At 51.7% G+C, this 19,307-nt stretch carries 17 protein-coding genes; 3 read left to right on the top strand and 14 right to left on the bottom strand.

Going from position 1 to position 19,307, the window contains the following annotated elements; translation table 11 throughout:
• Positions 1–23 precede the first annotated feature (23 nt).
• The 5 genes from BLX24_RS09515 to BLX24_RS09495 all read right to left on the bottom strand — a co-directional run bounded on the left by BLX24_RS09515 (position 24) and on the right by BLX24_RS09495 (position 6,322).
• Positions 24–2,579 carry a penicillin-binding protein 1A gene (locus tag BLX24_RS09515; protein ID WP_071502901.1) on the bottom strand — a complete coding sequence of 852 codons (2,556 nt, stop codon included), beginning with the start codon at positions 2,577–2,579 and terminating at the stop codon, positions 24–26.
• Positions 2,580–2,839: 260 nt separating this feature from the next.
• Entirely contained in the window at positions 2,840–3,358 is a 519-nt protein-coding gene (msrB, locus tag BLX24_RS09510; protein WP_083421890.1) for a peptide-methionine (R)-S-oxide reductase MsrB, read from the bottom strand.
• A 112-nt stretch (positions 3,359–3,470) separates the two neighbouring features.
• Positions 3,471–4,001, bottom strand: coding sequence for a fasciclin domain-containing protein (locus BLX24_RS09505; RefSeq protein ID WP_374755002.1), 531 nt, complete (start codon positions 3,999–4,001; stop codon positions 3,471–3,473).
• A gap of 136 nt (positions 4,002–4,137) precedes the next feature.
• A complete protein-coding gene (gene udk / locus BLX24_RS09500) occupies positions 4,138–4,761 on the bottom strand; it encodes a uridine kinase (RefSeq protein ID WP_071502899.1) in 624 nt (207 codons plus the stop codon).
• Between the two features lie 106 nt (positions 4,762–4,867).
• Positions 4,868–6,322, bottom strand: a complete 1,455-nt coding sequence (locus BLX24_RS09495; protein ID WP_071502898.1) for a mandelate racemase/muconate lactonizing enzyme family protein — start codon at positions 6,320–6,322, stop codon at positions 4,868–4,870.
• 102 nt (positions 6,323–6,424) lie between these two features.
• On the opposite strand from BLX24_RS09495, the gene BLX24_RS09490 reads away from it, so the two are divergent.
• Positions 6,425–7,348 (top strand): RraA family protein, encoded by a 924-nt coding sequence (locus BLX24_RS09490; RefSeq protein ID WP_071502897.1) that lies wholly within the window; start codon positions 6,425–6,427, stop codon positions 7,346–7,348.
• Positions 7,349–7,387: 39 nt separating this feature from the next.
• Here the strand turns inward: BLX24_RS09490 and BLX24_RS09485 are convergent, their stop codons facing one another.
• From BLX24_RS09485 to BLX24_RS09450, 8 genes are all read right to left on the bottom strand, one after another.
• Positions 7,388–8,218, bottom strand: coding sequence for an anti-sigma factor (locus BLX24_RS09485; RefSeq protein ID WP_071502896.1), 831 nt, complete (start codon positions 8,216–8,218; stop codon positions 7,388–7,390).
• A complete protein-coding gene (locus BLX24_RS09480) occupies positions 8,215–8,781 on the bottom strand; it encodes an RNA polymerase sigma factor (RefSeq protein ID WP_071502895.1) in 567 nt (188 codons plus the stop codon). Before BLX24_RS09480 ends, BLX24_RS09485 begins: the two co-directional genes overlap by 4 nt.
• 249 nt (positions 8,782–9,030) lie before the next feature.
• A complete protein-coding gene (locus BLX24_RS09475; protein WP_071502894.1) occupies positions 9,031–10,083 on the bottom strand; it encodes a fasciclin domain-containing protein in 1,053 nt (350 codons plus the stop codon).
• 121 nt (positions 10,084–10,204) lie between these two features.
• Entirely contained in the window at positions 10,205–12,334 is a 2,130-nt protein-coding gene (locus tag BLX24_RS09470; protein ID WP_071502893.1) for a Tex family protein, read from the bottom strand.
• 141 nt (positions 12,335–12,475) lie between these two features.
• On the bottom strand, positions 12,476–13,012 hold the full coding sequence (locus tag BLX24_RS09465; protein ID WP_071502892.1) for a DUF6580 family putative transport protein: 537 nt from the start codon (positions 13,010–13,012) through the stop codon (positions 12,476–12,478).
• A gap of 149 nt (positions 13,013–13,161) precedes the next feature.
• Positions 13,162–13,830 (bottom strand): adenosylcobinamide-GDP ribazoletransferase, encoded by a 669-nt coding sequence (locus BLX24_RS09460; protein WP_143092633.1) that lies wholly within the window; start codon positions 13,828–13,830, stop codon positions 13,162–13,164.
• Positions 13,796–14,374 (bottom strand): Uma2 family endonuclease, encoded by a 579-nt coding sequence (locus BLX24_RS09455; RefSeq protein ID WP_071502890.1) that lies wholly within the window; start codon positions 14,372–14,374, stop codon positions 13,796–13,798. The genes BLX24_RS09460 and BLX24_RS09455 overlap by 35 nt, the downstream gene beginning before the upstream one ends.
• 60 nt (positions 14,375–14,434) lie before the next feature.
• Entirely contained in the window at positions 14,435–15,799 is a 1,365-nt protein-coding gene (locus tag BLX24_RS09450; protein WP_071502889.1) for a TrpB-like pyridoxal phosphate-dependent enzyme, read from the bottom strand.
• 91 nt (positions 15,800–15,890) lie between these two features.
• Between BLX24_RS09450 and BLX24_RS09445 the strand changes: the two genes are divergently transcribed.
• Both BLX24_RS09445 and BLX24_RS09440 read left to right on the top strand, forming a co-directional pair.
• Complete coding sequence (locus tag BLX24_RS09445; RefSeq protein ID WP_071502888.1) at positions 15,891–16,310, top strand: GNAT family N-acetyltransferase; 420 nt, start codon at positions 15,891–15,893, stop codon at positions 16,308–16,310.
• Between the two features lie 206 nt (positions 16,311–16,516).
• Positions 16,517–17,839: a PQQ-dependent sugar dehydrogenase gene (locus tag BLX24_RS09440; RefSeq protein ID WP_071502887.1), complete on the top strand. Its 1,323-nt coding sequence runs from the start codon at positions 16,517–16,519 to the stop codon at positions 17,837–17,839.
• Between the two features lie 51 nt (positions 17,840–17,890).
• Here the strand turns inward: BLX24_RS09440 and BLX24_RS09435 are convergent, their stop codons facing one another.
• Positions 17,891–19,105: an MFS transporter gene (locus BLX24_RS09435; protein ID WP_071502886.1), complete on the bottom strand. Its 1,215-nt coding sequence runs from the start codon at positions 19,103–19,105 to the stop codon at positions 17,891–17,893.
• Positions 19,106–19,307: the final 202 nt, after the last annotated feature.

Genomic DNA, 19,307 nt, shown 5'->3' with positions numbered 1-19,307 from the left:
GCCCGTTTACGGGCTCTTTTTGTTTAGGGCAGATCGTTGTTGCCGGTCGTATCCGGAGGCGCAGTCGGAGCCTCCGTTGGTTCCGGAATAATGAGTGAATCACCGGCGGCCTCAATCGACGTTGAATCGCTTTCAGCGCTACGGTCATCGTCGGAGTAACCACAGTTGAGGTAATTCTTGGCAATCGTAAATGACGGTTTCGGGAAAGGGCCCTGCAGGTTCTTGAATTTCGGATCGGCAAATACTTTTTCGAGAAAGGCCCCAACCAGTGGCAGCGCCGTTTTTGCCCCTTCTCCGAGGTCGGTCGTTCGGAAGTGAATACTCCGGTCGTCGCCACCTACCCAGGCACCAATAACCAGGTCCCTGGATACACCCACAAACCAGCCATCGGAGTTATTGGATGTCGTTCCGGTTTTACCGCCCATTTCAAGGTTATTCTTGAAAATATTGAACGACCAGAGGTTTTGAGAAGTACCGCCCGGTTCCTGCAAGCCCCCTTTCAGCATATGGATCATCAGGAAGGCCGATTCGGTGCTGATAGCCCGCTTGCGCTCCGGCGTAAATGACTCGATTTCGTTTCCGTTCCGGTCTTCAATCCGCTGGACAATAATCGGCTCGGTATGCATCCCCTCGTTGACGAAGGTACAGTAAGCCGAAACCAGCTCGTATAGCGATACATCCGATGAGCCCAGGCCAATCGACGGCACGGCCGCCAGCGGACTTTTAATTCCCAGGCGGTGGGCATACTCGACAACCCGCTCCGGACCTACGCGGTCGGTTAGCTGGGCGGTGATTGAGTTAATCGACCGCGCCATGGCCCGCCGCAGGGTCATGTTTGAATAGGAGAATGTACCGGTTGAGTTTTTCGGACGCCAGACTTTCATCTCGCCTTTTTCAACGTATTCTTTTTCAAACGGTTCGTCGCGGATACGGTCACACGGGCTCAGGTTGATCGTGGAATCGTCGATGGCCGTCGTATACACAAACGGCTTGAAGGTCGATCCGGGCTGCCGTTTGCCTTGTTTAACGTGGTCGTATTTAAAGTAATCGTAGTTCAGACCGCCAACCCAGGCACGGATAAAACCGGTGTGCGGATCCATCGCGACCATACCCGCCTGCAGGAAGCGTTTGTAATAGGCAATGGAATCGAATGGCGTCATTTCCTCATCTTTCTCCCCATCCCAGTCAAAGACCTTCATTTTGAATTTCTTGACCTTCATGTAATAATTGACCGAATCGGGGTTCTGCGGGAAACGGCGTACCAAACCTTTATAGCGGTCAGTACGTTTCGCCACGGAGTCGATAAATCCCGGGATTTCGTTTCCATCTTCATCGGTCCACGGGTTACGGCCTTTCCAGTGGTTATTAAACGTCCGCTGGAGCTGCTTCATTTTCTCATCGACCGCATCTTCGGCATACGACTGCATCCGCGAATCGACGGTGGTGTAAATTTTCAACCCATCGGTATAGAGGTCATAGCCGTTTTCCTTACCCCATTTTTCGACATAATCGACTACCGCGTTTTTCAGGTAATTTGCCGGCCCGGCATACGGGTTTTCCGGGGTATAGTCGGTAATCAGCGGCATCGCACTGATGGAGTCAGCCTGTTTCGGTGTCAGGAAACCGTATTTGGCCATCTGTCCCAGTACCGTATTCCGGCGTTCGGTAGATCGTTTCGGATTGCGCAGCGGGTTATAGGAGGTCGTTGCTTTTTGCAGCCCCACCAGCACGGCCCCTTCCTGAACATTCAGGCTATCGGGGAGTTTGTTGAAAAACGTCCGTGCGGCTGTTTTCAGCCCAAAAGAATTACTGCCGAAATCAACGGTATTAAAATAATACGTCAGGATTTCGTCTTTGGTAAATGTGCGCTCCAGTTTAATGGCCATGAGCCATTCTTTTGACTTGATGATGAGCGTCCGGACAACCGGAATGTACATCAAAACCCCTTTCGACGCATTCCGGCGGGTTTTAAAGAGGTTTTTGGCCAGCTGCTGGGTAATGGTACTCCCGCCCCCGCGATCACCACCGGTCAGTACTGATATAAAAACGCCGCCAAGAGCCTTGGTATCAATCCCCGAGTGTTTGTAAAAACGAACATCTTCCGTAGCAATCAGCGCGTTGATCAGGTGTTTCGGAATGTTTTTATACGTAATCGGGGTACGGTTTTCGGTGTAGAATTTTCCGATCGGAACCCCATCGAGTGTATATATTTCAGAAGACTGGTTCAGTTTAGGGTTTTGCAGATCTTCGAGGCTGGGCATGCTACCCGTCAACCACAGAAAATTGGTTTCCAGGGTGAAAATGTAAAGCGCAATGGCAAGCAGAAAAAAGGCAAAGCCTTTCCAGAGTTTGCGGAAAACCGGATAATACCTGGCCTCTGTATCGACGTACCGGCCAATGAAGGCGCGTTTTTGGTCCTGAAAATGGTGGTAGCGTTCGGCTACCGTGTCTACCCGGTCCTGACCTAAGATCCGGACCGATAGTTTATAGAGTAGTTGGCCTAGTCCATGCCAGATCCGGTGCCAAAATCGGCTGATCGCCCGACCAATAGCGCGAATCCGTTCCCAAAGTGCAATCATCTGATTGACAGAAAAAAGTGAATTTTTGTGCTACACCTGTTTTTGCCAGGCCGGAAAACCAGCGCTGTCCATAAAGCGCATGGCCTGCAAGGTGTGTATGTTCATTTCGTATTGTTCCGTTGTAACAGGCGTTCTGTGTGGCAACGGACCGCAAATATAACGGAAAAAAGCCCTTTTTTATACGCAAAAAACCGGCCTCCGCGGAGGCCGGTCATAGAAAAAACGTGCCGTACGATGAATAGGCGTTACGGAAGAAAACCTTACTTCGGTTCAAATTTGAGCGCTACGCCATTCATGCAGTAACGGAGGCCGGTTGGCTTCGGACCGTCTTCAAAAACGTGTCCGAGGTGTCCGTGGCACACGCTGCATTCGACTTCCGTACGCACCATGCCATAGCTGTTATCGCTTTCTTCAGCTACGGCATTTTTGGCGATAGGCCTGAAAAAGCTGGGCCACCCCGTACCGGACTCAAATTTAGCATCGGAACTGAACAGCGGGTTATGACAGCCGGCACAGTAATAGATGCCTTTTTCTTTGTTGTGGTTCAGCGGGCTGGTGCCGGCGCGTTCGGTTCCTTTTTGGCGCAATACGACATATTGGTCAGGGGTCAGGATTTTTTTCCATTCAGCATCGGTTTTAACCACCTTCCGTGGTGGGTCAACCTGCTTATCCTGCTGCGTCACCGAAGCAGTGGCCTGCGGTTGCGGAAACACAAAAACAAACAGTAGCCCGATCAGGGTCAGGCAGCCGGCAATCTGAAAAAGTGTTGTAGGTTTCATACCTGAAAAACGTTTTTTTTAGGCGGAAAGTTTTAAAACGCCGGACAAGAAAAAAGACGCAGCTGTACGGTAACCCGCTTACAGTCTGCGTCTTAGTTTATTGAGCCGGAACTTATGGCATCAACACCGTATCAATCGAGTGAATCACGCCGTTTGACTGATACACGTTCGCAATCTGAACAACGGACGTATTGCCTTTTGCGTCAACAATGGTCAGCCCTTTGTCGGTCATTTTAGCCGTCAGGGTTTCGCCGTTAACGGTTTTCAGCTTCGTCATGCCTTTGCCGTCCTTGATTTTCATCATCAGTTCCTTTGAGTCCAGTTTGCCCGGCACAACGTGGTAAGTCAGGATGCTGGTCAGCGTTGATTTGTTTTCTGGTTTAACCAGATTATCAACAGTACCGGCCGGAAGTTTATTGAAGGCCGCATTCGTCGGGGCAAATACCGTGAACGGGCCCGGGCCTTGCAGCGTTTCCACTAAACCAGCTGCTTTCACGGCAGCAACCAGCGTTGTATGGTCTTTCGAGTTAACAGCGTTTTCAATGATATTCTTGTTTGGGTACATCGGCGCACCGCCAACCGTAACCGGAGCCTGTGCCTGTGCACTGATTTGTAAGCCAGCTGCAATTACGATGGCAGCCATTGCTTTTTTTACGAATTCCATAAATGAAATAGTCTTTTAGATTTTTAGATGTTTGACGTCCGTCAGGGTTTAATCTGTCGGTTTCGGGAATATATACGCGCTGTGAAAGTAAATAGTTTTAAAAAGAGCCTAAGTTTTACGAAGGCAGGTGTGCCTTTAGATAGGCGATCAGTACATCAAGCCCTTTTCTGTAATGAATATTGTTCGGCACAACCAGGTCTGCTTCAGCTTTATACGGCTTGATAAACTGCTGATAGGTAGGCCGCACATGGTGCTTCCAGCGGTACAGAACATCGTCCAGATCATAGCCGCGTTCTTCAAAATCCCGTTTAATCCGGCGGTCAAGTTTAACCTGATTTTTAACCGAAATGAATACTTTGAGGTCCAGCAGGTCAGCAATTTCCTTGAAGTGAAATACGAAAATACCCTCTACGACAATGATCGGAGCCGGCCGGAACGTGAGAATTTTTGGCGTAACATTGGGTTTGTTGAAGGTGTATTCTAACTGTTCTACAATATGCCCCGCCCGCAGTTGCTGAATATGCTGGGCATACCGGTGATGATCAATAGTTTCCGGCAAATCAAAGTTATGAACACCATTTTCGTCAACCTGAATGCTGTTCAGGTCGCGGTAATAATTATCCTGAGAAATCAGACAGATTTGATCTTCGCTAAACGCACTCATCAAATCCCGCAAAAACGATGTTTTGCCAGATGCGCTGCCGCCGGTGATACCGACAATAAACGGTTTGGTTATCATAGCGCAAAGATAAATACCGGAAGTGAGTCCGTGCAGCAGGCTGTAAAAAAAGTAGGGGAACGGTTTACGGAACCATTCCCCTGCACGAAGCATCACATAAACAGACCTAACTCCACTCGCGGTCCCACGAATCCTTTGTGTTCCAGACATCGGTCGGGGCGAACCACGTTCCTCCTTTTTTCAGGAAACGTTTCGCGGCTTCTTCATTTAACTCAACGCCGAGGCCCGGCCGGTCCGGTACTTTCACGAACCCGTTCTGAGCGATCGGCTTCAGGCCGGTCACGATATCTTCCCAGCCCTCAACATCGACGCCGTGGTGTTCCAGGGCCACAAAGTTTTCGGTAGCAGCCGCACAATGTACATTGGCCATCATGCAGATTGGCGAACCGGCAAAGTGCATGGCCATCGGAATGCCTTTCTCTTCGGCGTAGTCGCCGATTTTCTTCGTTTCCAGCAAACCGCCCGAGGAAGCCAGATCGGGGTGAATCATGTCGACGGCACCGGCGTCAATGAGCTTAATGAATTCCTCCTTGAGGTAAATGTCTTCGCCCGTCAGCGTCGGCGTATCAATGGCGTCGGAAATCTGTTTCCACTGGTCGGTGTAGAACCACGGCACCAGGTCTTCGAGCCACGCCAGCCGGAACGGTTCCATCGCTTTACCGATCTGAATGGCCGTATTCACATCGAAATGCCCGAAATGGTCGGCCGACATCGGGGTGTCGTAGCCTACGATCTCGCGGACACGGCCTACGTGGTCTACCAGCTTATCGATTCCTTTTTTGGTTACCTGTACGCGGGTGAACGGGTGTTTGGTCATGCCATAGTTTCCCACTTTCATCTGTTTGCTGTTGCCGTACTGGTTTTTTACATCCCAGACGTCAGCGCCCACCAGCATGCCCGGCTGGCCGGCCAGCATCCCGATCCCGAAATCCATTTTCAGGAAGGTGAAACCCTGCGCCTTGCGCTTTTTCATATTTTCGGCAAACTCCTCATAGGTTTTCCCTTCCGGTGTGTCGGCATAAAGGCGTACTTCATCGCGGTATTTTCCGCCCAGCAGCTGGTAGGCCGGTACGTTGTAGGCTTTGCCTGCAAGATCCCACAGGGCCATTTCTACCCCGCAGACCCCGCCGGCTGCCCGGCCGTGGTTGCCAAACTGCTTAATCTGCTTAAAAATCTGCTCAACGTTACACGGATTCTGTCCCAGTAGGCGGCTTTTGAGCATCAGCGCATAGTTGGCACTGGCTCCGTCGCGCACTTCGCCCCAGCCAACAAGACCCTGATTGGTGTCGATCCGGATAATCGGGCTGGTAAACGGAACACCCTGAAGAATGGCAATCCGCATATCGGTTATTTTCAGATCCGATGGTTTAGACGCCCGGTTTACATTCTGAGTGGTATATTCAAGTTCCCGCTCAGGCTGGCCGTCAAACATCATGCCCAGCGACAAGCCGCCCAGCGCTGAGTTGCGCAGAAAGGTGCGCCGGTCACCCGACGACGGGGTAGGTGAGGGGGACTGCCCGGCCCGGACAGGTAGTTTCAGCCGCTCTAAAATAGTCTTCATGAACAGATAAGGATTTAGGTTTACTACATTCCTATAAACCTGTAATGGTCAGTATTTTACTTATTCCAATGTCTTTTATCACTAAAACCTAAATCTTTACTCATGAAAAAAAGTACGTTACTTGTTTCTTTACTTACCCTACTGACGATCACCGCCCGGGCACAGATCCAGATGACCAAAGAGCAGATCCTGTTTTACACCGCCGAATGGAAAGGCGAACGCATGGCCGACGGCCGGCCTAAAGTGTCGGATAATCTGCTGAAGCGGCTTAAAAACATTTCGCTGGAAGAAGCCTGGGGGATTATGCGGAAAGACGGCTATAACAATCAGTTTGAGGGAAACTGGCAGATCATCCGGCCGGAAAAACCAATGGTGGGCCGCGTACTGACGGCCCAGTACATGCCTGGCCGGCCCGATATGGACAAGCCGATTAAGGAAAAAGGGAAAGCCGAGGGACGCAAAGGCAATACAAATTCATGGCCGATCGACCTGTTGCAGGAAAATGATGTCTATGTGGCCGATGGCATGGGGAAAATTGTATGGGGAACGCTGATCGGCGACAACCTCGGGAATTCCATTTATGCTAAATCCAAAACAGGGGTAATTTTCGACGGCAGCGTGCGCGACCTCGAAGGGCTGGAAGAAATTGAGGGATTCAATGGCTGGGTACGGGGATTTGATCCGTCGTATATTCAGGACATGACGATGACCTGCATCAACTGTCCGATCCGGATTGGCCGTGCCATTGCGATGCCGGGCGATGTGGTACTGGCCAAAAAAGAAGGGATTATCTTTATTCCGGCGCATCTGGCCGAAAAAGTAATTCTCGAATCAGAATTTGTGTCGATACAGGATGCGTTCGGGCATCAGATGCTGCGCGAGGGCAAATACACCCCCGGGCAGATTGATCAGCAATGGACCGCTGAAATTAAACAGGATTTTATGAAATGGATTGATCAGAATCCGGCCCGTGTGCCAATGCCGCGTGCTGATTTAGACAAACTGCTGAAAAGTAAAAACTGGTAGTAACCGCAACAAAAAAGGCCCCGTTCGGGGCCTTTTTTGTTAAGAAGCTTTGGTTGGGGTCATCGCAATCAGCGATTCCAGATGCGGTGTCGGACTGCCGCCCCGTTGTTCAATGGTTATGGCAAAGGCATCAACGGTGCCCTGCTGAATAGGGTGCAGATGATGAACCCCCGTAATAGGATCAAAGACACCGGCATCGAACGGTTTGCCCCCTTTCAGCGTCCAGAGCTGGTACTGCTGCGACGACGGCAAGGCCGGCAGCGAAGAGATGTCAAGGGCAAGCTGACCGGTTTGCTGATTCCAGTATACGGCAAGGTTTCCGTCCGGGGCTTTCTCATTGCCTTTCAATTGTATGATCTGTGTGCCGGGCTGCCGCAGCAGGGCCATTACCTGGCTTGAAGATGACTGCTGGGTTTTAAGCGCATTTATATCCTGCTGAAGCGCAGCATTCGTACTTCTGAGCGAGGCTAACGCTTGTTGGTTGTCCCGTAATCTGGTGATCAGGAAAAAAGAAAACGCAAGGAGTAACAAGCCAACCGAAGCGGCGGCAATCCACGTGAAATTATAAATCGGCCTAGTATCTGGCATTGGAAGAACTTTTGTTTCTGGTTCTTCCTCGTCCGCCGCCGTTGTTTTTTGAGTAACGCCAAACGTAAGCTGGCTCATAATCTGTTCGCGCAGGGCCACAGGGGGCTCAACGCTGAGGGCCATGGCATAATCTTCCAGTGCCAGGGCCAGCTGATCTAGTTCTTGTTTGATTTCAGGATAAATAGAAGACAAACACTCTACTTCCCGGCGCTCCTGATCACTGGCTGCACCGAGGATGTAGGCTTCTAACGTGCCTGAAGCGATATATTCCGCAACATTCATGAATGAAATAGCTGTTTCAGTTCTTGTAAGGCGGCCCTTATTCGTGTTTTAACGGTTCCCAGCGGTAGATTCAGCGATTCGGCTGCCTCTTCGTGTGTATACCCCTTAAAGTATACTAAGTCGATTAATTCCTTCCTTTCGGGCCTTAATTGATCAACAACATCCTGAACGCCAATGTGATCCGGATTGACAGGAGGCGTGTTATGCTGACCATCTACGATATATACGTTTTCTTCGTCAGTTCGGATTGCTTTACTTGGATTTGGACGATGAGCGGCTTTGCTGGCACGTATACTATCGATAGCCGTATTGCGGGTAATGTTCAACAGCCAGGTGAATAAACGCCCTTTGTTGGCATCATAAGCATCCAGATTGTTCCAGATTTTGATGAATGCTTCCTGAAGTAAATCTTCAGCTTGCTCTTCTTCTTGTACTATTTTAAGAAGCACCCCGTAAAGAGCAGCCGAGTATTGATCGTAAAGCCATTGAAATGCCTGTTGATCGCGCCTGCTTAGCTTTTCGATCAATACGCTTTCAGAAACAAAAGGCTGCGTACGTTTCACTGTTTAGCTGTATTGTTTTCAGTCAAATATATTAAAAAACACATCTAAGCAATACACAAACTCTATTCTTTACGTAATTTTTGTGTAGAAAACAGGGATTTATTGGCAAATAGCCTGTTATGATGCTATTTACCAATAAACAGTGTTACTAGAAAGTAAGAAAGAGAATATAATTTGTATGCATAAAATGCTCAAACGTTGCGATTTGGCATGGTTATAGCAGGAATACGTTAGAAAAATAGCTCAATTTTAAGGGTTATTTGACTTTTTGGGCGTCAGTACTGCTGTGATGCCGTGCACAATTCCATTGGCCTGCCGTTCGTCAGGCGTATCAATCAATGCTGTCTGTCCGTTTTCATCCAGTAGGATTATTTTATTATGACTGGTAAGCATTGCTGTCAATATACCACCGTTAAGCGTTTTTAACTGCGCTTTTCCCTGATTAGCCTTGATTTGCCGGGTCAATTCGCCGGCATCAATAGTACCCGCAACCACATGGTATTTCAGCGTTTGCGTCAGGGCATCGCGGTTTCTGCCTTCCAGCATAGTATTCTGCGTTTGGACGGGTAATTTTTTAAAGGCGGCATTCGAGGGAGCAAACAGGGTATAAGGGCCGGCCCCTTTTAGCGTCTGATCCAGATTTACCGCCTGTAACGCATTTTGAAGGGTCGTATAGTCAGGTTGAGAGCTGGTAAAATCGCCGACCGTAGACCGTGGAGACGCTACATCAGTCGGAACGGTCGGTGCTGTTGTTACCGCTTTACTGATCGCCGTACCGGTACCGGTTGCGCCCCGTTTCTTCAGATCCGGGCTTTCTTCGCTTTTCGGAGACACCGATTCGGCCGGCAGGGCTGCTGTGGCAGCCGGTGTTGCATTGACACCGGTTGAAGGGACAGTAACCTGCTGGCTGTTATAATTCGATACATTGCTGTTGTTCATCATATTGCCGCTGTTAACCGACTCCTGCCGGTACGAGGCATCCTGATTCTGCCCGACACCTGCTTCCATGGATTTATTGACCTGCTGACCGGATGGCGGAGACGATGGGTTGTTGACCGTATAATCGGCCGTTGACGGGTTTGTTTTTGCCCGGCTGTTATTGTCCATGCCCCGCTGCATCCTGCGTTCGTCACGTTCGCGCTTACGCAGGGCTTTTTTCTCCTGTTTACTTTGTTTTTTGTCAGTGAGGGTGGTGCCCGATTCCTGATTAATCTGACTTTCAGGAATAATCTGAGCGTATAAAGATTGGCCGGCCAGCAGTAAACCGCCGCTGAGGAGGCCTGACAGAATGATTTGTTTCATGGCGTTGAGTGGCTTTAGTATTGTTGTCAAAAAAAAGAGTGTAACTTGGCAAGGTTACCAGACTACACTCTTTAAAACCGGTCGGCTAAGTAAATGTTTTCGCAGACCAGAGACGCTGCTCTTATAATTTCATGGTTAGCGCGATCCGTTTGCGGGCCATATCCACTTCGGTCACTTTCACCTGTACTTTCTGATGTACCCGGACCACGTCCCGGGGATCTTTGACAAACTGATGCGAGAGCTGCGAGATATGCACTAGACCATCCTGCTTGACCCCGATATCGACAAAGGCACCAAAGGCTGTTACATTGGTCACCACGCCGTTGAGTACCATGCCTTCGTGAAGGTCTTCCATGGTCCGGATGCGGGCATCGTATTCAAAGTCAGACAGCGGCTCACGAGGATCGCGGCCGGGTTTTTCAAGTTCTGCCAGGATATCGCGCAGGGTCGGTAACCCGATAGTCTGTGTCACATAGCGCTCCGGCTTAATCTGTTTCCGTAGCTCAGGGCGTTTAATCAGGTCGGCAACGGTCGTGTTGAGGTCACTGGCCATTTTTTCAACCACCGCATAGCTTTCCGGATGAACGGCACTGTTGTCGAGCGGGTTACGGGCTCCGTCAATCCGCAGGAAACCGGCACACTGCTCATACGCTTTCGGGCCAAGGCGCGGCACTTTTTTCAGCTGGTCGCGCGAGCTGAACGGCCCGTTCTGCGCACGAAACTGAACAATGTTGTTGGCCAGCTGCGGGCCCAGCCCCGACACATAGCGCAACAGGTGCGCACTCGCGGTGTTCAGCGATACACCAACCTGGTTCACGCAGCTTTCAACAATGCCGTCGAGGCTTTTCTTCAGATCACCCTGATCGACATCGTGCTGGTACTGGCCGACACCGATGGATTTCGGGTCAATTTTGACCAGTTCGGCCAGCGGGTCCATGAGCCGGCGCCCAATCGAAACTGCACCCCGCACCGTTACGTCCTTATCCGGAAATTCTTCGCGGGCCACGTCGGACGCCGAATAGACCGAAGCCCCCTGCTCGCTTACCACAAAAATCGAAACCGTGTGCGAGAATGTCAGGCTGCGGACAAAGTCTTCGGTTTCGCGGCCGGCCGTACCATTCCCGATGGCAATGGCCTCAATGTGATGCTGCTGTACCAGCTTCAGAACCGTAAAGGTCGCCTGTTGCTTTGCCGAATCGGACATAAACAGGTGAATGACGGTATCGGTCAGGAGGTTGCCCTGGGCATCGAGCACCACAACTTTACAGCCGGTCCGGTAACCGGGATCAATAGCCAGTACGCGCTTCTGGCCAAGGGGCGAACTCAGCAGCAGTTGCCGCAGGTTATCGGCAAAAATCCGGATTGCTTCCTGATCGGCCTTTTGCTTCGACAGGTTATCGAATTCCGTTTCAATCGATGGTTTTAGTAGCCGTTTATAGCCATCGCGCACAGCCAGTTCGACCTGATCCTGACAGGCGGGGGTGGCGCGGAACGACACAAACTGGCGTTGCAGGCGCTCAACGGCAGCGTCTTCATCCGGACTGATGCTGACCGACAGAAACCCTTCGGCTTCACCCCGCCGGATGGCCAGCAGCCGGTGCGACGGCACGCGCCGCAGTGGTTCGGCAAAATCAAAGTAATCCTTGAACTTGACGCCCTCGGTTTCCTTGTTTTTTTTGACAACGGCGCGGATAATGGCTTCCCGTTCGAAAATGTTCCGGATCCGCTGGCGGGCGTCGGTATCCTCGCTGACCCGTTCCGCCAGAATGTCGCGGGCGCCTTGTAAGGCATCGGCCACCGTCGGGACGGCATCGCTCAGATAGCGTTCGGCTACCCGTTCCGGATCCCGTTCCTTCTGGTCAAAAAGCAGGTTGGCGAGTGGTTCCAGCCCCCGTTCGATGGCAATGGTGGCGCGGGTTTTCCGCTTCGGTTTATACGGCAGATAAAGGTCTTCCAGATCGGTGAGGGTATCGGCCGCTTCAATTTTTTTCTGTAGTTCGGGCGTCAGTTTACCCTGTTCACTAATCGATTTCAGGATGGCTTCCCGGCGTTTATCCAGCTCCTGAAGTTTTTGGTATGTATCGCGGATGGCCGAGATCTGAACCTCGTCCAGTTGGTTGGTCGCTTCTTTCCGGTAACGGGCAATAAACGGTACGGTCGCCCCGCCGTCGAGCAGCTGAATCGTGTTCGCAACCTGCCGGCTATTCAGGTTTAGCAGACCGGCAATGCGGTGTTCATACGTTTGGGTCATGAAAATCTAGTAAAGCAATCAAAACGCAAAAAAAGCCGGTTCCCTGCTTCAGGACAACTTTTTTTGTGTCTGCGTAACAATTAGGCTAAAATAAAAATCGCCGGTGTTGGCCGGCGATTTGCAATGCTATCTGTATCAGGATTAAGCAATCCGTAAGGTGCTGAAGCGTTGCTGCAGCAGGTAATACCCACCGAACAGCACACCACTGAAGAAGAGGTCGCCGAAAACGCCGTTCAGGAAGAATGACTGCCCGTTATAGAATGCCAGACCGGCGGTATAGCAGGTCAGCAGGCCTTGCAGGTCCTGTGAATAGAATGTTGATCCGAACCAGACGGCAAAGTTGGTGATCAGAAAAAACAGGACTGATGAGGCGATGGCGGAGGCTGCCACGCGGCCGGCCGTCGGGCGGCGCAGGGCTACCAGACCGATTACCCAGGTGAGGGCAAAGCTTACGTATACTGAAAGCATATTGCCGTGGAAACCGATCAGGGCATCGCTCAGCAACATGGCCAGCATCGGAATGATCAGCCCTAACCACTTTTTCTCAAACTTAGCGGCACCAAAAAGCGCCATGGCAGCGATTGGTGTGAAGTTTGGCCAGTGTGGTAATAACCGGAACAAAGCGGCTAATAAAACAATGGATGTTACGGTTGTCAGGCGAATGCTTATTGGTTTCATGTTTCAATGTTCAGAATACGTCTTGCAAAGATATTGCATTTTTCGATAGGCAGAACGCAAAATAAACGCACAAAGAAGACAAAGATGGTAGAACGGGTTACCGGGGGCAGGGCAGTGACTGCTTTTCTGATCCCTTCGCGCTGCGAAGCCTACACCGAAACCCAGAGAAAAGAGACGAAGGAAATATACAGAAAGGCTTCTACAATCTGTTGCGCCGCCCCGACGTATACCGGATCGAAGCCGGTTAACTGAGCGCGATACCAGCGGGCGATACCAAACCGGACCAACAAAAGCGGCACTAAAAAGAAGCTATAAATCCAGAGACCGCTGTAGAGCACAAGCCCGATCAGTGGCACCAGCGCCAGAAGACCGGCAAGAAGAAGGCGGGTCCCGGTCAGTTCGGGCAAGCGGTAAGGAGATGGCAGCGAAAGAGCTACAAAGCGGCTCAGACTGTGAATGACCAGCAGTTGCAGCGCCATGTCGGGACTAAACACCCGTACTGTCAGCAGGGTGTGCAGCGTAACCATCTTTATCGCGACTAACCCGATCAGCGCGACAATGCCGTTGGCCGTCAGGCGACCGTCAGGATATGCCGACTGTAAGCCTGACTTGCTGACAACGGTTGTAAATGCCGCTTCGGCTCGTGCTCTGCCAAACCAGCTGACGGTCAGCAGGCTGACCAGTACGGCCAGTTCGTTAGGAAACAGAAACTGGCCTGCCCAAAAAACGGCCGGCAACAGGCCACCGGTAAGCCAGCCGGCAACAGGGTAAAAAAGGGCTTGGTTACTCGTTTGCGGGGGTAAAAACAATGTTCTCATAAATAGCCGAAAGGGGCAGCGAGAGCGCTATGTGTTCCAGAGACAGTACTTGATCAGGCTTGTCAAATACTTCATATTTCCAGAAATGAACATTCCGGCTATATAGTTCAATGTGATACTCATATTGGGAAACGAGCAGGTAATGCATCAGCGACGGCATCCGCTGATACTGCTGCCATTTAAAGCTGCGGTCATGGTCGGCCGTTGATTTGGATAATACCTCGACAATGAGCGTTGGTTGCCGGACCACAAACTGCGCCTGTACGTCGTCGGGATGGCAGGTCAGCATAATGTCCGGATAGGGGTAATAGACATCGCGGATTACTTCCAGTTTGACACTCTCTGAGAAGGTACGACACCCCTGCGGGGCAAAGGTATCTTTAATGATACGCTTTGTATTGTCGACGATGTCATTGTGATTCAATGACGTTCCGGCCATGGCGAAGACTTCGCCCTTATAGAATTCATGGCGGATCTCACTGGTTTCTTCCAGTTCAAAATACTCGCTGACGGTAAAGCGTTTTTCGGAACGGGCTGCTAACATGTTGAAAAAGGTTAAGCGTCACTTGCCCGGGGGCGTTGACAAGTGACGCTGTTTGCTGAGTTAACCAATCGTTGGCGTATCAAGTTCGGCCAGGGAGGCAAGGATTTCTTCCTGCGTAACTTCGTGTTCAACCAGTTTGCCCGACAGGTACTGGTCATAGGCCGCCATATCGAAATGGCCGTGACCGCACAGGTTAAACAAAATGGTTTTGCTCTTGCCTTCTTCCTTCGCGATCTCTGCTTCCCGGATGGCGGTGGCAATCGCGTGGGTCGCTTCCGGAGCTGGAATAATACCCTCTGCGCGGGCGAATTTAACCCCTGCATCGAAGCATTCCAGTTGTTTAAGCGCTTGTGCTTCAATAAGCCCGTCGTTCAGTAACTGGCTCACAATGGCACCGGCTCCGTGGTAGCGAAGGCCACCGGCATGGATCGGTGCCGGAATGAAATTATGGCCGAGGGTATACATCGGCAGGAGCGGGGTCATACCGACGGTATCGCCCAGGTCATACCGGAAAACGCCACGGGTCAGTTTCGGGCAGGAGGCCGGTTCGGCGGCAATGCAGCGGACGTTGCCCTTGCCTTCGAGGTTGTACCGCAGGAACGGGAACGCAATACCCGCAAAGTTTGAGCCGCCACCGAAGGGCGCCACGACAATGTCAGGAAAATCGCCTGCCTGCTCCAGTTGCTTAATGGATTCGAGGCCAATCACGGTTTGGTGCATCAGTACGTGATTCAGCACCGAGCCAAGGGCATATTTGGTGTTGTCGTCCTGCATCGCCAGTTCAACGGCTTCAGAAATGGCAATGCCGAGGCTACCGGGTGAGTCGGGGTCCTGCGCCAGAATTTTCCGGCCGGCTTCGGTGCGGGTAGATGGCGACGGGTACACGGTTGATCCCCATGTGTTCATCATCATTTTGCGGTAAGGCTTACCTTCGTAGCTGGCCTTAACCATATACACTTCGCACTCGATGCCGAACAGCTGGCAGGCAAAGCTCAGGGCGCTTCCCCACTGACCGGCACCGGTTTCGGTGGTGATTCGCTTTACGCCTTCCTGTTTGTTGTAATACGCCTGCGGAATGGCCGTGTTCGGCTTGTGCGACCCGGCAGGGCTTACCCCTTCGTATTTATAGTAGATTTTGGCGGGCGTATCCAGCATTTTCTCCAGCCCGTATGCTCGGAACAGCGGGGTTGGCCGCCAGATTTTGTACATCTCCCGAACTTCATCGGGGATCGATACCCACTTATCACCGGATACTTCCTGCTTGATGAGTTCCATCGGGAAAAGCGGCATCAGCATCTCAGGGCCAATCGGCTCTTTGGTGCCCGGATGCAGCGGAGGCAGTGGTTTGTTGGGCATGTCGGCCACAATGTTGTACCACTGTTCGGGGATTTCGGCTTCAGACAAGGTGTATTTTTTCTGTGCCATTCGGTTTACTGATTTAAGGGTAATAGTTTCGTTTTCCGATCCGGACGGGATTCGGATCTTGCGGCCCAATTTACCAATTAACTCTATTCCAATGGTGCAAATCAGAGAAATATCAGCAGCAGAAACTTATGCGCTTCGTCAGGCGGTGTTATGGCCCGATCAGCCAATTGATTTTGTGAAAGTGCCGGATGATGAATCGGGGCTTCATTACGGGGCTTTTCTGGACGAAAGGCTGGTTGCGGTAATCTCCCTTTTCCGGCAAAACGGCGAGGCCCGTTTCCGGAAGTTTGCGACCCGTCCCGACCTCCAGGGCAAAGGCATCGGCACTGCGCTGCTCAATCACGTGCTGGCCGAATCGCGCCGGTTGGGAGCCCGCCTGATCTGGTGCGATGCCCGTTTGTCGGCCGCCGGTTTTTACCGCCGTTTTGGCATGCAGCCTGAGGGGGAGGTGTTCTGCAAAGGCCCGATCCCGTATTCAAAATATGTGCTGGATTTGTACCCGCAGCGATGAAGCATGGCTTACCGCTACGACGTGTACAACGATTACGATCAGAAATCCAAACCAAACCACCGGCAGTGAGTTAGAGGAGTAAATAATGACTAATGGACCATGTAAAATGAATGGTGTAAAACGAAGGACCGACTGGCCCTTCGGGTAGCCGGTGAAACGCGTTATTCATTGTTCATCATACATTACCCATTTAAAATCATCGCTCAATGGATATGAAAAAATACCTCTTCATGGCGGCACCCCTTGCTGTCTTGTTGACTGCCTGCGGGGACAAAAAAAACAGCGGAACCAGCAGCGATTCTACCGCTACAACCGCCTGGACACCGCAGGCTCCACCGTTACCGGCACCGGATGAAGGAAAATCGCAGACTAAATTCAGTAATGTGATCGGCTGGCCGGAAGGTAAGACACCGGTGGCTCCGGAAGGCTTTGTTGTTACCGAGTATGCCCGTGATCTGGTCAATCCGCGCTGGATTTACGTAGCGCCCAACGGTGATGTACTGGTCGCAGAGGCCAATACCGAGCAGAAAGGCCTGAAAAAAGTGGGGGCCGTCCTGTCGGGTAAGGCTAATTCGCAGCGGCTGGGCACGAGCGCTAACCGCATTACCCTGCTGCGGGATACGAACAAAGATGGCAAACCGGATGCAAAAACAACGTTTCTGGAAGGCCTGAACCAACCATTCGGCATGCTGATTGTCGGCAATACGTTTTACGTCGCCAATACGGACGGGCTGATGAGCTATCCGTATCAGGAAGGGCAGACCAAAATTACCGGTGCCGGTAAGAAAATACTGGAGCTGCCGGCGGGTGGCTATAACAACCACTGGACACGCAATTTGATTGCCAATGCCGATGGCAGCAAGATTTACATCTCGGTCGGGTCGGGCAGTAACGTGGCCGAACACGGCATGGATAATGAAGTACGGCGGGCGGCTATTCTGGAAATTAACCCCGACGGGACCGGCGAGCGGATTTATGCCAGCGGCCTGCGTAATCCGGTGGGCATGGACTGGTATCCGGGCAGTAAAACGTTATATACGGCTGTTAATGAACGCGATGAACTCGGCGACGAACTGGTGCCGGACTACCTGACCAGCGTGAAAGACGGCGCATTCTATGGCTGGCCGTATTCGTATTATGGTCAACATGAAGACCCGCGCCGTAAAGGCGAACGCCCTGACCTGGTCAAAAAAGCACTCTTGCCGGATGTACCGCTGGGATCCCACACGGCTTCACTGGGGCTGGCTTTTTACGATCAGAACGCGTTTCCGGCCAAGTACCATAATGCCGCATTTATCGGTCAGCACGGCTCCTGGAACCGGAGCGCGCTGGTTGGCTATAAGGTCGTTGCCGTTCCGTTTGTGGACGGCCATCCGAATGGCAAACCCGAAGATTTTCTGACCGGATTTGTAGCCAACGATAAAGATGTCTATGGCCGGCCGGTTGGCGTAACGGTTATGCCCGACGGGTCGATGCTGGTGGCCGATGATTCGGGGAACCGCATCTGGCGCGTAGCGGCTGCCAAATAAGCCGGTAATAAGGCAACAATGCAGAAACGGGGTCAGGCGATCCCGTTTTTTTTATGCAAACCGGCGGGATAGCCACCAGTAGCCCGTGGCTGAAACCAGGCACAATCCCATCATAACCGTCCACAACAGACCAAAACCTGCCGTTGTCACAATCAACGAGCCAAGTGCGGGACTTGTCACCTGCGCCAGCGCAAACGCCATCGAGTGCAGGGCCAGGTATTGCCCCCGCGTCTGCGGCGTTGACCGGCTGACGGCAAAGGATTGCAGAAAGGGATGGGTCAGCATTTCGCCGAATGTGGTAATGATCGTAAACACCAACGCAATGCCTGCCAGCGGGGTAATCAGCAGGACAAGGTAAGAGAACCCGGTCAGCAGTACGCCGGTGCAGATAATCAGGGTTTTATGGTGTGCAAACTTTTGTTCAATTGTGTAAACCAGCGCCATCTCAATAATCACGATCAGGATGCCGTTCAGGGCCAGCAGCATGCCGATCTGTGATTCATCCAGCAGGAGTTTTTCCTTAAAATACAGCGGAATCAGGCTGAACAGCAGCAGAAACGAAATGGCGTAAAGTAAGGTACAGCCGGTAAAACCCAGAAAATAGCGGTCTTTGTAGGGCGATTGGGCCGGACTCACCTCAGTTGTAGCCGTGGCATGTTTAGTGCCGGTCGCCACACGGGCAGGTGGGGGCAGGAAAAAACGCAGTACGGCCGCTGCGGCAATGCAGGTGAAGCCATCAGCCCAGAACAACAGGCTGTAGTCGATGCTGGCCAGGTAACCGCCGAGTCCGCCGCCGACCGACCAGCCCAGGTTAATCGCCAGCCGGTTCAGCGAGTAGGCCCGCGTCCGGTTATCGGCATGGCTGTAATGGGCAATGGCCGCCGAATTGGCCGGCCGGAAGGTATCGCCGAGCAGCGTAAAAATAAAGGCACTGGCACAGATGGCGTAAAAGTTGCTGACATACTGGAGGCCCAGCAGAAAAACGCCGCCCGCAAACAGACTTATTAACTGCACATAGTAAAAGCCGAACCGATCCGTGAGCTTACCGCCCAGAAATGTGCCGACAAAGGCACCGGTACCATACACGGCCATGACCACCCCCGCCTGTGAAACCGAAAAATGCAGGTGCTGTGTCAGGTACAGCGTCAGGTAAGGCAGAACCATAGTGCCGCAGCGGTTGATAAGCATAACCCCTGACAAAAGCCAGACAGACGGTGCCAATCCTGTATAAGCGTTGCGGTAGAGACGTAATGTGCGGGCAATCATGCCGCAAAGGTCGGTTTTTCAGCGACAATCCAAAACACCCCGTCCCATCCAATCGTCACAAAACCGCCCGTCTGGTTATCGGTAAATTGGAATTAAACAAATACAATGTATTGCAAAGAATAGATACAAAATTAGTTTCGCCGGTCCTGTTGCTTCACATTCGCTTAATACGTAAATCGCATAACAACACATCAGGTTGTGC

It is taken from the genome of Arsenicibacter rosenii, assembly GCF_001870735.1.
Taxonomy (GTDB): Bacteria; Bacteroidota; Bacteroidia; order Cytophagales; family Spirosomataceae; genus Arsenicibacter; species Arsenicibacter rosenii.
This window is presented reverse-complemented; position numbering and strand designations above follow the sequence as displayed.

Excerpts from the sequence above, each read along its gene's own strand:
- BLX24_RS09515 (WP_071502901.1), bottom strand. The coding sequence starts at position 2,579 with ATGATTGCACTTTGGGAACGGATTCGCGCTATTGGTCGGGCGATCAGC.
- msrB (WP_083421890.1), bottom strand. The coding sequence starts at position 3,358 with ATGAAACCTACAACACTTTTTCAGATTGCCGGCTGCCTGACCCTGATC.
- BLX24_RS09505 (WP_374755002.1), bottom strand. The coding sequence starts at position 4,001 with ATGGCTGCCATCGTAATTGCAGCTGGCTTACAAATCAGTGCACAGGCA.
- udk (WP_071502899.1), bottom strand. The coding sequence starts at position 4,761 with ATGATAACCAAACCGTTTATTGTCGGTATCACCGGCGGCAGCGCATCT.
- BLX24_RS09495 (WP_071502898.1), bottom strand. The coding sequence starts at position 6,322 with ATGAAGACTATTTTAGAGCGGCTGAAACTACCTGTCCGGGCCGGGCAG.
- BLX24_RS09490 (WP_071502897.1), top strand. The coding sequence starts at position 6,425 with ATGAAAAAAAGTACGTTACTTGTTTCTTTACTTACCCTACTGACGATC.
- BLX24_RS09485 (WP_071502896.1), bottom strand. The coding sequence starts at position 8,218 with ATGAATGTTGCGGAATATATCGCTTCAGGCACGTTAGAAGCCTACATC.
- BLX24_RS09475 (WP_071502894.1), bottom strand. The coding sequence starts at position 10,083 with ATGAAACAAATCATTCTGTCAGGCCTCCTCAGCGGCGGTTTACTGCTG.
- BLX24_RS09470 (WP_071502893.1), bottom strand. The coding sequence starts at position 12,334 with ATGACCCAAACGTATGAACACCGCATTGCCGGTCTGCTAAACCTGAAT.
- BLX24_RS09465 (WP_071502892.1), bottom strand. The coding sequence starts at position 13,012 with ATGAAACCAATAAGCATTCGCCTGACAACCGTAACATCCATTGTTTTA.
- BLX24_RS09460 (WP_143092633.1), bottom strand. The coding sequence starts at position 13,830 with ATGAGAACATTGTTTTTACCCCCGCAAACGAGTAACCAAGCCCTTTTT.
- BLX24_RS09455 (WP_071502890.1), bottom strand. The coding sequence starts at position 14,374 with ATGTTAGCAGCCCGTTCCGAAAAACGCTTTACCGTCAGCGAGTATTTT.
- BLX24_RS09450 (WP_071502889.1), bottom strand. The coding sequence starts at position 15,799 with ATGGCACAGAAAAAATACACCTTGTCTGAAGCCGAAATCCCCGAACAG.
- BLX24_RS09445 (WP_071502888.1), top strand. The coding sequence starts at position 15,891 with ATGGTGCAAATCAGAGAAATATCAGCAGCAGAAACTTATGCGCTTCGT.
- BLX24_RS09440 (WP_071502887.1), top strand. The coding sequence starts at position 16,517 with ATGGATATGAAAAAATACCTCTTCATGGCGGCACCCCTTGCTGTCTTG.
- BLX24_RS09435 (WP_071502886.1), bottom strand. The coding sequence starts at position 19,105 with ATGATTGCCCGCACATTACGTCTCTACCGCAACGCTTATACAGGATTG.